This is a genomic window from Ensifer sp. EB106-03-01-XG145 (assembly GCF_058792075.1).
Genome location: NZ_JBYTEC010000019.1, coordinates 79,282 through 91,560 on the forward strand (window position 1 = coordinate 79,282; position 12,279 = coordinate 91,560).

At 59.6% G+C, this 12,279-nt stretch carries 8 protein-coding genes; 7 read left to right on the plus strand and 1 reads right to left on the minus strand.

Translation table 11 applies throughout. The features are described 5' to 3' along the window. Positions 1-301: 301 nt before the first annotated feature. From AC3WWH_RS28945 to AC3WWH_RS28975, 7 genes are all read left to right on the plus strand, one after another. Entirely contained in the window at positions 302-1,564 is a 1,263-nt protein-coding gene (locus AC3WWH_RS28945; RefSeq protein ID WP_058324284.1) for an MFS transporter, read from the plus strand. Positions 1,565-1,580: 16 nt separating this feature from the next. Further along, entirely contained in the window at positions 1,581-4,031 is a 2,451-nt protein-coding gene (gene nirB, locus AC3WWH_RS28950; protein WP_492377349.1) for a nitrite reductase large subunit NirB, read from the plus strand. Between the two features lie 10 nt (positions 4,032-4,041). Next, complete coding sequence (nirD, locus tag AC3WWH_RS28955) at positions 4,042-4,371, plus strand: nitrite reductase small subunit NirD (protein ID WP_058320858.1); 330 nt, start codon at positions 4,042-4,044, stop codon at positions 4,369-4,371. 2 nt (positions 4,372-4,373) lie between these two features. After that, complete coding sequence (locus AC3WWH_RS28960) at positions 4,374-7,025, plus strand: nitrate reductase (protein WP_058320859.1); 2,652 nt, start codon at positions 4,374-4,376, stop codon at positions 7,023-7,025. Continuing rightward, positions 6,997-8,466, plus strand: a complete 1,470-nt coding sequence (gene cysG, locus AC3WWH_RS28965) for a siroheme synthase CysG (protein WP_058320860.1) — start codon at positions 6,997-6,999, stop codon at positions 8,464-8,466. Before AC3WWH_RS28960 ends, cysG begins: the two co-directional genes overlap by 29 nt. Further along, positions 8,466-8,780: a hypothetical protein gene (locus tag AC3WWH_RS28970; RefSeq protein WP_058320861.1), complete on the plus strand. Its 315-nt coding sequence runs from the start codon at positions 8,466-8,468 to the stop codon at positions 8,778-8,780. Before cysG ends, AC3WWH_RS28970 begins: the two co-directional genes overlap by 1 nt. Before the next feature lie 257 nt (positions 8,781-9,037). Continuing rightward, a complete protein-coding gene (locus tag AC3WWH_RS28975) occupies positions 9,038-11,299 on the plus strand; it encodes a methyl-accepting chemotaxis protein (RefSeq protein WP_492377350.1) in 2,262 nt (753 codons plus the stop codon). Between the two features lie 179 nt (positions 11,300-11,478). Here the strand turns inward: AC3WWH_RS28975 and AC3WWH_RS28980 are convergent, their stop codons facing one another. Then, positions 11,479-11,742: a hypothetical protein gene (locus AC3WWH_RS28980; protein ID WP_492377351.1), complete on the minus strand. Its 264-nt coding sequence runs from the start codon at positions 11,740-11,742 to the stop codon at positions 11,479-11,481. Between the last annotated feature and the right edge of the window lie 537 nt (positions 11,743-12,279).

The following is a 12,279-nucleotide window of genomic DNA, read 5'->3' on the forward strand; positions in this document are numbered from 1 at the left end:
AAACTGTGCAGTGCACAATTTTTAGCGCCGCCAGCTAATGATTTGGCCACCGCCTCAGTCCAGTTCGGGCAGGATTTCCCCAAAAAGGCGCGAAACCATACCATTTCTGAAACTGGCATGCGCCTTGCTTAATAGTTTCTGAGCCGAAAGGCCGCACAGCGTCCAACGACGGGCGCCTCAAGCAAAGCCGCTGAGCAGGATATCCCGCGTACATTCGTGCGCGCGCCCTGACGTGCGGCTTTTTTTCGTTTCTGACCCTCAACGTTTCATGGGCACGACCTCGTCGGGCCACGGAGAAGTCATGTCTAGTTCTAAGAGAAGCTGTTCGATGTATACCGGCGAACCTGCGAAAGCACTGTGGATCTCCACGGCTGCCTTCACGGTGTGTTTCGCAGTGTGGACGATCTTTGCGATCATCGGTGTTCGCATCAAGCAGGACCTCGGCCTCTCCGAGGCGCAGTTCGGCTTGTTGGTTGGCACGCCCATCCTGACCGGATCTGTCGTCCGTCTCGTCCTTGGAATTTGGACCGGGCGTTATGGTGGTCGTTTGGTCTACACGCTCACCATGCTGGCATCGGCATTGGCGACCTTCCTGCTGAGCTATGCCACGACGTACACGGAGATGCTCATTGCGGGCCTGGGCGTCGGTCTCGCCGGAGGATCCTTTGCGGTTGGGGTCGCTTACGTTTCACCGTTCTTTCCGCCGGAAAGACAAGGAACAGCACTCGGCATCTTCGGCGCAGGCAACGTCGGCGCGGCCGTTACGAAGTTCGCAGCACCGTTCGTGCTGATCGCATGGGGGTGGCAGACAGTTGCCGAGATCTGGGCCCTAGTGCTGGCGGCAACGGCGATCATTTTCTGGTTTTCGACGACCGACGATCCTGCATTCCGTAAGCGCCGGAATCGCGGCGTCGTATCCAAGAGCCTTCTGCAGGAATTCGCTCCACTGAAGAACGTTCAGGTCTGGCGCTTCTCGCTCTACTACTTCTTCGCTTTCGGCGGCTTCGTCGCTCTTTCGCTCTGGCTGCCGCGCTATCTGGTCGGCGTCTATGGCTTCGATATTGCCGTGGCTGGCATGGTTGCCGCCGCCTATTCCATCCCCGGCAGCATCTTCCGCGCCTTCGGCGGCATGCTCTCAGACCGCAAGGGCGCGCGCACGGTCATGTACTGGATGCTCGGCGCCTCTGCCGTGGCTACACTGATCCTGTCACTGCCGGCAGCGAGCGAGGGGCATGCCTTCGGCATCACGCCCGCCGTTTTCATCGTAACGGTCTTCGTGCTCGGTTTCGTCATGAGCCTCGGCAAGGCCGCCGTCTACAAGCACATCCCGGCCTATTACCCGGAGAACGTCGGCGCCGTCGGCGGCATCGTCGGCATGATGGGTGGCCTCGGCGGCTTCTTGCTCCCAATCGCCTTCGGCCTTCTCAAGGACATGACCGGCCTGTGGTCCAGTTGCTTTCTGCTGCTGTTTGCGATCGTCGCGATCTCTCTCATCTGGATGCACGTGTCCGTAATGCGGATGCAACGTCGGGCGCATTCCGCGACCGCCACGGCAACTGCCTAACCTAGGAATTGGAACTATGACCCAGAAGCTCGTCATCATCGGCAACGGCATGGCGCCCGGACGCATGCTGGAGCACCTATTCGAACAGGCTCCAGAGCAGTACCAGGTCACGATCTTTAATGCCGAGCCGCGCGTCAATTACGACCGCATCATGCTCTCGCCAGTGCTCTCGGGCGAGAAAGACTATGAGGAAATCATCATCCACGGCGATGGGTGGTACATCAAACACGGCATTACGCTCTATAAGGGCCATAAGATCGTTGCGATCGACCGCGCCAAGAAAACCGTGACCTCCGATCACGGTGTGACCGAAAGCTATGACAAGCTGGTGATCGCGACCGGTTCGGTGCCCTTTATCATTCCGGTGCCCGGCAAGGATCTGCCCGGCGTCATCACCTATCGCGATCTCGACGACGTGCAGGCAATGTTGCTTGCCGCCCAGTCCCGCGAAAAGGCGGTCGTCATCGGCGGCGGTCTTCTCGGCCTCGAAGCGGCAGCCGGCCTTGCCTCGCGCGGCATGGACGTCACTGTCCTACACGTCATGCCGACCTTGATGGAGCGGCAGCTCGATCCGGCCGCCGGCTACCTGCTGCAGAAGGCTGTCGAAGATCGCGGCATCAAGGTCATCTGTAAGGCCAACACGAAGGCCATCATTGGCGACGGTAAGGTCGAGGGCATCGAACTCGACAACGGCACGATCATTCCTGCGACACTGGTGGTGATGGCAGTCGGTATCCGACCGAATGCGGGTATAGCCAAGGACGCCGGCCTTGCGGTCAACCGCGGCATCGTCGTCGACGACGGCATGATGACCTCCGATGGGGACATCATGGCGCTCGGCGAATGCGCCGAGGTCGGCGGCATGGTCTATGGTCTCGTCGCTCCACTCTATGAGATGGCGCGCGTCGCCGCCTCCCACCTTGCCGGCGATCGCTCGCCTGCCTTCGTCCACTCCGATACGCCGACGAAGCTGAAGGTCACCGGCATTAACCTCTTTTCACTCGGCGATTTCGCTGATGGCGATGACCGCGAGGAGATCGTGCTGCGTGATGCAGCGGGCGGCGTCTACAAGCGGCTGGTTCTCAAGGACAACCGCATCATCGGCACGGTGCTTTACGGTGAAACCGCCGACGGTGCGTGGTTCAACGATCTCAAGAAGAAGCAGACCGATATTTCCGATATGCGGGAAACCTTGATCTTCGGTCAGGCCTACCAGGGAGGGTCCCCGCTGGACCCTATGGCGGCCGTTGCAGCCTTGCCGGATGATGCGGAGATCTGCGGCTGCAACGGCGTCTGCAAGGGCAAGATCGTCTCGACGATCACCGGAAAGAACCTGACCTCGCTTGACGACGTGCGCGCCCATACCAAGGCGTCCGCCTCCTGCGGCTCCTGCACCGGCCTTGTTGAGCAACTGATGACGCTGACGCTCGGCGACACCTACAATCCGGCCGCCGTTCAGCCGATGTGCACCTGCACCGAACTCGGCCATGACGATGTTCGCCGGCTGATCAAGGCCAAGGGTCTGAAGACCATTCCTGCGGTCATGCAGGAGCTGGAGTGGAAGACCTCCTGCGGCTGCGCCAAGTGCCGCCCGGCGCTCAACTACTATCTCGTCTGCGACTGGCCGGACGAATATGCCGACGACTACCAGTCTCGTTTCATCAACGAGCGCGTCCACGCCAACATCCAGAAGGACGGCACCTATTCGGTGGTGCCGCGCATGTGGGGCGGCGTCACAAATGCCCAAGAGCTGCGAGCAATCGCCGACGTCGTCGACAAATTCGAGATCCCCCTCGTCAAGGTGACCGGCGGCCAGCGCATCGACCTGCTCGGCATCGAGAAGGAAGACCTGCCGGCGGTTTGGGCGGATCTCGGCAAGGCCGGTTTCGTCTCCGGCCAGGCCTATGCCAAGGGGCTGCGCACGGTGAAGACCTGCGTCGGCTCCGACTGGTGCCGCTTCGGTACCCAGGATTCGACGGGGCTCGGCATCCGCATCGAAAAGTTCATGTGGGGTTCCTGGACGCCGGCCAAGCTGAAGATGGCGGTCTCCGGCTGTCCCCGCAATTGCGCGGAAGCCACCTGCAAGGACATCGGCGTCGTCTGCGTCGACTCGGGCTTCGAGATCCATTTTGCCGGTGCCGCCGGCCTCGACATCAAGGGCACGGAAGTGCTCGGTCTGGTGAAGACCGAGGACGAGGCGCTGGAGCATATCGTGGCGCTGACGCAGATGTATCGCGAACAGGCCCGCTATCTCGAGCGCATCTACAAATGGGCGAAACGCATCGGCCTCGACGAGATCCGCCGCCAGATCATGGGCGATGCGGAAAAGCGCAAGGCCTATTTCGATCGCTTCGTCTTCAGCCAGAAATTCGCCCAGGTCGACCCCTGGTCGGAGCGTGTCTCCGGCAAGGACAAGCACGAGTTCCGGCCGATGGCGACCGTCGGTTATCCAGAAGCTGCGGAATAGGAGGTCGGCCATGACCTGGTTTGCTATTGGAAATATCGCCGACATTCCGCTGCGCGGTGCGCGCTGCGTCAAAACCCCTCAAGGCAAGATCGCCGTGTTCCGCACCGCGGAAAACGAGGTGTTTGCCATCGAGGATCATTGCCCGCACAAGGGCGGTCCACTCTCGCAGGGCATCGTTCATGGCAAAGCCGTGACCTGCCCGCTGCACAACTGGGTGATATCGCTGGAGACCGGCAAGGCGCTCGGCGCGGATGAGGGGGCGGTGAAGACGATCGCGCTTCGCAACGATGATGGTGCCCTCTTCATCGCGCTCGAAAGCCTCATGATGGCGGCGGAATAGTGATGGAGCGGGAGGTCAAGACCACCTGTCCCTATTGCGGCGTCGGCTGCGGCGTAATCGCAACTGTGGATGACAGCGGCGCCGTTACCGTCCGTGGCGACACCGATCATCCCGCCAACTTCGGCAGGCTCTGCTCAAAGGGGTCGGCGCTCGCTGAAACCTTGTCGATGGACGGAAGGGCGCTCCACCCGGAGATCCATGGAACGAGCGTAAGGTGGGGTGAGGCCCTCGATCTTGTGGCCTCGAAATTCCGTGACACCATCGCCGAGCACGGGCCGGACTCGGTCGCCTTTTATGTTTCGGGCCAATGCCTCACCGAGGACTACTATGTCGCCAACAAGCTGATGAAAGGCTTCATCGGCTCGGCCAACATCGACACCAATTCTCGACTTTGCATGGCCTCCTCCGTCGCCGGCCATCGCCGCGCTTTCGGCTCGGACACGGTCCCCGGTTGCTACGAGGATCTGGAGCTCGCCGAGCTGATCGTCCTTGTTGGTTCGAACCTTGCCTGGTGTCATCCCGTCCTCAACCAGCGCATTCAGGCGGCAAAGCAAAGCCGGCCGGACCTGAAGATCGTCACCATCGACCCTCGCCGCTCCGTCAGCGCCGATCTCGCCGACATGCACTTGATGATCAAGAGCGATGGCGACGTTGCCCTCTTCAACGGGTTGCTCGCCCATCTCGCCGGATCGTCGGCGTTCGATCAAGGCTATGTATCCGCCCATACGATTGGCTTCCAGGAGGCGCTTGGAGCTGCGCAAGCCAGGAGCCTGTCGGATATCTCGGCGGAAACAGGTCTATCCATCGCCGAACTGCTGGCATTTTATGGCCTGTTCGAGACGACGGAAAAGGTCGTCACCTGCTACAGCCAGGGCGTCAACCAGTCTTCGATCGGCAGCGACAAGGTCAATGCGATCATCAACTGTCATCTGGCAACCGGGCGCATCGGCCGGCCGGGCATGGGCCCCTTCTCGCTGACCGGTCAGCCCAATGCGATGGGTGGCCGCGAGGTGGGCGGTCTCGCAAACATGTTAGCAGCCCACATGAACATAGAGGACGAGGCCGCGCGCGATCGCGTCCAGCGTTTCTGGATATCGCCGACGATCGCGGCAAGACCCGGCCTCAAGGCGGTCGAAATGTTCGAGGCCGTTGCCGATGGACGCATCAAGGCTCTCTGGATCATGGCCACCAATCCGGTCGTCTCGATGCCGGATGCCAACCGGGTGCGAGAAGCCATCCGCAACTGCCCCTTCGTGGTTGTTTCCGACATCCAAAAGAACACCGATACCGCCGCCTTCGCCCATGTGCTGCTACCTGCAGCCGGTTGGGGTGAGAAGGACGGAACTGTCACCAACTCCGAGCGGCGCATTTCCCGCCAGCGCAATTTCCTCGATCTGCCTGGCGAAGCAAGGCCAGACTGGTGGCAGATGGCGGAGGTCGCCAAGCGCCTGGGCTTCAACGGCTTCGATTACAGAAGTCCGGTCGAAATTTTCGTTGAGCACGCTGCTCTTTCAGGGTTCGAAAATGACGGCGCCCGTGACTTTGACATCGGCGCGAAAGCCCAGATCTCACCCGATGCCTTCGAGGCAATGACACCGTTCCAATGGCCACATCGCGAAGGCACCCCCGAAGGCGCCACGCGCTTCTTCGCCAATGGTGAGTTCTACACGCCCGACCGCAAGGCCAGGTTCATTCCCGTAAGATCCGAGCGCGAGGAGCGTACCAGCAAGGACACGCCCTTCATTCTCAATACCGGACGCATCCGCGACCAATGGCATACCATGACCCGCACCGGCAAGGCAGCGAGGCTCTCCTCGCATCTCGCCGAGCCATTTGTCGAAATCAATCCGGCCGATGCCACCGAGCTCCTGATCGGCAAGGCTGGGTTGGTGAGACTGGAGAACGCCTTCGGTTCCGTTGTGCTTCGAGCACTGATCACGGAGCGGCAACCGCGTGGCAGTGTGTTCGTGCCGATGCATTGGAATGACGAGTATTCGGCTAACGCGCGCGTGGATGCCTTGCTCGCGCCACGCACGGACCCCGTTTCCGGCCAGCCCGCACTGAAGAACGTTGGCGTCAAGGTCAGCCCCGCCGACATCACATACTACGGTTTTGCGGTTGTCGCCTCGCGCCCCGAGCGCCTGAATGCGCCCTATTGGGCAATTGCCAAGGCGGAAGCCGGCTGGCGCGTGGAATTTGGCTTCGACAAGCCGCTCGACGATATCGAGGCGTGGTGCCGCGGGACCTTTGGTCTTTGGGATCACGGCGAGCATCTCGCCTATGCAGACGGCCCGACGCAGCAGCGTCACGGCTTCTTTGACGGAGAGCGGTTGCTGCTCGCTTTTTACGCCGCACCGGAACCTGTCGGCGTGTCGCGCGACTGGGCCGTGAAGCAACTCGGTCTACGACTTGAGACGATGCGGGCACGCGTAGCGGTTCTTGCCGGTCGGCCGGGCGCAAATCAGATGGACCCCGGAGCAACCGTTTGCTCCTGCTTCTCGGTCGGCGTCAATCAGATCGTGGGCGCAGTCGCGGGCGGCTGTCACACGGTCGAAGCGGTCGGCAAGCAACTCAATGCCGGAACCAATTGCGGCTCCTGCCGCCTCGAAATCAAAGGGGTTATCGATGGTTGCCTCCGTCAAGCCGCAGAGTGATCGACAGGAGCGTATCGCTACGCTCGCTTCGCTACCGGTGTTCTTTGATCTCAAGGGAAAATCCGTTCTGGTCGCCGGTGGGAGCGATGGTGCAGCGTGGAAGGCTGAACTGCTGGCGGCCGCCGGCGCGGAGGTACACGTCTTCTGCCCTGCGGACGAGCTTTCCGACGTCTTCGAGGAGAATCTTGACCAGTTTGTCCACCACGATGCGCCTTGGCAGACGGCATATTTCAAGAGCTTTGCCTTGGCTGTCGGCGACTGCGAGACTGAAGAAGAAGCGCGCGGCTTTCACGAGCGCGCGGCAGCCGCCGGAATTCCCGTCAACGTCATCGACAAACCGGCATTCTGCCAATTCAAGTTCGGCTCTATCGTCAACCGTTCACCCGTGGTGATCGGCATCTCGACCGATGGCGCCGCTCCCATCCTCGGCCAGGCCATCCGCCGGCGGATTGAAACGCTCCTTCCGCAGTCCCTCAAATCCTGGGCTCAACTCGCCCAGGCCGCCCGTACCTATGTGACGGACACCCTCACCTCGGTTCAACGTCGAAACTTCTGGGAACGTTTCGTTGATCGCGCCTTCGGCGCTGGCGAGCCGGATGTGAATACAATGCGTGGCCTCATCGCAGATGCAGATCGTATCCGCAGCAATGCGGGCAATGCCGGCCGCGTCACACTCGTGGGCGCCGGTCCGGGCGACGCCGAGTTACTGACGTTAAAAGCGGTCCGCGCCCTTCAAGCTGCCGATGTGATCCTGTTTGATGATCTTGTCTCAGGCGAGGTGCTTGAACTTGCCCGCCGCGAGGCCAAACGCATGCTGGTCGGGAAACGCGGCGGCCGCGAAAGCTGCAAACAGGAAGACATCAACGCAACGATGTTGGCCTTCGCCAAGGCTGGCAAGCGCGTCGTCCGCCTCAAGTCCGGCGACCCGATGGTCTTCGGGCGCGCCGGCGAAGAGATCGCCCATCTCAATCGAGAGAATATTCCCGTCGACGTTATCCCCGGTATCACGGCTGCAAGCGCCATGGCCGCGTGCCTCGGCATATCGCTCACCCACCGCGACCATGCCCAATCGGTACGCTTCATCACCGGCCATTCCCGTCATGGTGGACTACCCGCCGACATCGACTGGGCGACCGTCGCAGATCCCCGTACGACAACCGTGTTCTATATGGGCGGCCGGACAGCGCCGCTCATTTCCGAACGGCTGATCAGCGAGGGCCTGCAGCCTTCGACCAGAGTAATCGTGGTCAGCGACGTCAGTCGCGCTACTCAGCGCAATTGGCATGGCAATCTCGCGAACCTTGCGAACGGCATGGAGAAGATCGGCTACGACAGTCCCGTCCTTATCGCCGTGGGTGGAGCTTTGGCAGCCTGCGGAAATGAGGCCGTAGACGTCAGCAACGTCACCCAGGTTCCGGTCCAGGCGGTAGGGTTTCACTGATGGGACTGGACGTGATTTCGCCGGCATTACTGGTTCTTGCAATCAGCCTCAGCTGGAACCGCTTCACGTGCATTTTTAACTTAGCGTCGAGCGCTTCGCTGGCGGCCGCGCCGCTTACGACCGCCGCAACCGCGATCAGCTTGTCGGCCTTCGGGCTGGCCTTCGCAGGCAACACACCATGGTTTGGATTTCTGATCGTGCTGGCCGGGGTCCTTGCCAGCTCAACTGTTAAGAAGCAACCCGCTGCGATAACCGTCGCACTATCAGCAATCAGCCTTGCTGCTTATCTGCCGTTCTCTCCCGTCCAAATGTGAGTTGATCCCTGCAAGGCGACTGTCACGAAACTTGTTTGATCGCCAGACCTGCAAAAACCGCGCCCTTTCGTCGCCAAAAAAGGCGACACCTTGTGTATAAAATAAGCAACATCCAAAGATGTTTGAATATTGACTATCGTCAATCTAAATAAAAACCATTGGTCTGCGCAGAATTAAGAAGTCGTCAATCCTTGTTTCTTATGTTTCCCGGAATTCATACGCTGCAACTCAGCGTCTGAATTCATGCTGGAGTTCCTATGAAGACGACTGATCTTTCGATTGCATCGCGCCTTTGGGCTGCCGTGCTCCTTCCGCTGACCGCACTTGGCGGCCTTCTCTATCTCCAGATCTCGGACAAGTGGCAAACTTATCTCCATATGCAAGAGATCGAAGTCGCCAGCGCCCAGGTCGGCGAGATCGGCAACATTATTCACCAGTTGCAGATCGAGCGTGGGCTCAGCGCAGGTTTTCTAGGCTCGAAGGGGAGAACAAATCAATCTGAATTGGCTACCGCACGTCGTCAAACAGACAACGTGCTTTCTGGGTACAAGCAGTTCGTGCTGCTCGAAAATCAATTTGTGACGGAGGGGCTTCTGGAGCAAATAAGGCATATGGAAGCCGACCTCAGAAATGTTGCAACCTTTCGGCTATCAGTCGACCAATTCACGGCATCTGGTGCCGACAGTTTTCAGTTCTATACAAATATCATCGGCGGATTGACGAACCTTGCCCGAGTGGTCACGTTGCAAAACGTCGGCTCGGACATCACCTCGCGTCTCATTGGCTTCAATCAACTCCTGCAGGCGAAGGAACTTGCCGGGCAGGAGCGCGCTACCGGCAATGGCTTCATCACCGCCGGCAAGGTCGACGAGCCACGTTTTCTGGGGTTTGCCCAGTCAGGCGGCGCCCAATCGGCACTGCTTCAATCCTACCTCTTTATGCAGAACCCCGTAGACCGTTCAAATTACGCTAGGGCGCTGGACAATTCCGCGCTTGAAGATCTGGCTGCGATGCGATCCGTCATTATCGGTAAGGGACAAGGAACTGGTCTAGCTGGCCTGAACAGCACCACCTGGTTTGCGACCGCGACGAGCCGGATCGAGGCGATGAAGGCACTCGAGGACGAGACGTTGCGAGGGATCTCGACGGTTGCCGCCGAGCATGCCGATGGTGCGATGCGCTCCCTCATTGTCCTTGTGGCCACCTTCATCGCTGTTACCACCGCCATCGTTTTCTTCTGCTTTAAGATGGTCACCAGCATCATCAAGCCGTTGAAGAACATGGTGGAGTCGATGGGCCGGCTTGCAGCGGGGGATCTTGAGCTTCACGAGGCCAACGATAGACGCGGGGATGAGATCGGCGAGATGGCCGATGCAGTCGAGGTGTTTCGTCAGGCCGCAATTCGAAACCGAGAGCTCGAAGCAGACGCCGCGGAGAACCGTCATCGTATGGAGGTCGAACGCGTCGAAATGCAGCGCATAGCGGATGAAGAAGCCGACGCTCGTTTGAACCAGGCAACTGCCGCGCTTGCAGGCAGCCTTCGCAAACTTGCTACTGGCGACATGGTTTGCGAGATCAAATCTCCGCTTGCGCAGCAATTCGAGGCCCTCCGCAACGACTTCAATGGCTCCATCTCACAGCTTCGCAGCGCCCTGCTTGGCGTTGGAGCGGCCGTCGCAACTGTCGAGGGAGGCTCGCAGGAAATCTCCGGCGCCTCGGACGACCTTGCAAGACGAACCGAACAACAGGCGGCCTCACTTGAAGAAACGGCTGCTGCGCTTGAGGAGATTACCTCCAATGTACATACCACATCCCGGCGCGCGGCCGAAGCGCGTGACGTCGTGCAAACGGTCCGCCTTCGCGCCGACAAATCCGGCGAAGTAGTTCGCCACGCCGTCGCTGCCATGAAACGGATTGAAACCGCATCGCGACAGATCAACCAGATCATCGGTGTGATCGACGATATCGCCTTTCAAACCAATCTGTTGGCACTGAACGCCGGCATCGAAGCAGCACGGGCCGGCGATGCTGGCAAGGGTTTCGCGGTTGTTGCCCAGGAAGTGCGTGAACTTGCTCAACGGTCGGCAGTCGCCGCTCAGGAGATCAAGACACTGATCGCCAACTCCGCTGCGGCAGTCAGCGATGGTGTGAGACTAGTGGGTGACACTGGTGATGGGCTTGGCGCAATTATGCAATTGGTCGGCTCGGTTGCTTCACATATGGACGCGATCGCTTCCGCCGCGCAGGAACAGTCTGCTGGTCTGTCGCAGGTGAGTTCGGCGGTCAATCACATGGACCAGGCAACTCAGCAGAACGCGGCGATGGTCGAGGAGATGAATGCTGCCGGGGCTGGCCTCGCACAAGAAAGCGCGAAACTTTCGCAGTTGTTATCGGGCTTTGAACTTGGGCTGGCTTCCCAAATGCAAACCGCTGCCACGTCGAATCCCCCGGCCACCATGCGCTTAGTTGGGCGAACTAGAGGGAGCACGGCGATCGTTGAAGACTGGCAGGCGTTTTGAGGCTGGCGCGCCTATCTCACCGAAATCCTGGACCCGCACGAGGCTTCGCGCACTGACCGTATAATGCAGGCCCCTCACAAGACCCTCGACGCCGGAAGCGAGAGAGCGACTGTCTCCGACTGATAACGTGTCTCATGTGATCGGAAACATCCGCATTGACCGAGCATTGCGAGGTCGCATTAGGCGATGATGAAGTATCCCTTTTGGACGGCTGATGTCGCATCCATGCTGGCGCCGCGTTCCTCTCCGATGAAACCGCGGACCGCTTTGAGGTCGCGGGCGTTCAGATGGAGCTCATACGTGGTCTCCGGGGCTTTCTTCCGGTGCTGGCAGGAACGAGATGTTCTCACCGTCGCCGAGTAGAACCCCGGAGGTATACCCAGTCCGTCGATGTGAACGTCATTCTCCGCTATGAGACCTATGATCCTACCTCGGCTCGGCATTATTTCATACTCCTGGCAGGTTCCTTCGGAGCGATGCTGCCTTATTCTACGGCGCACCAGTCGCGGATATGCGAGATTGCGAACCGCATCTGAGCCCGCGGTATTCTACGACCAACTTGTCCGCTTCCCGACGCATGAACTTGGCGACGTAGTTGCGAACCGCACCCGCTTCGTCGACCACTTCAAACACGTTTGTCATCGCCTGACCCCTAAAGATTGAGGAGTTATATTCCATTCTGCTTGAGTGAGACTTACGCCTAGTGGATTTCGCCGCCCATTTGGGCAGTTCGCTCCCGACGACCGCCGTTGCCTCGGGCCTCACCACCTTCTCGAACTCTTCCCGGTTGTCTCTCAACGGTGTTTCGGCGGACGCCTGATCCACGCGGCTGTCCAGAGTAGCCCCAATTGATTAGCTACTGTTCATAAAATCTTATTGATTTCGAGACGAGCAATTGCAATCATATACTTGAAATTGCGCACCAGAAAAGCACAAGTTAAAGATGAGATCGTGCTGGTTTCATTGCCGCGCAATTCCTC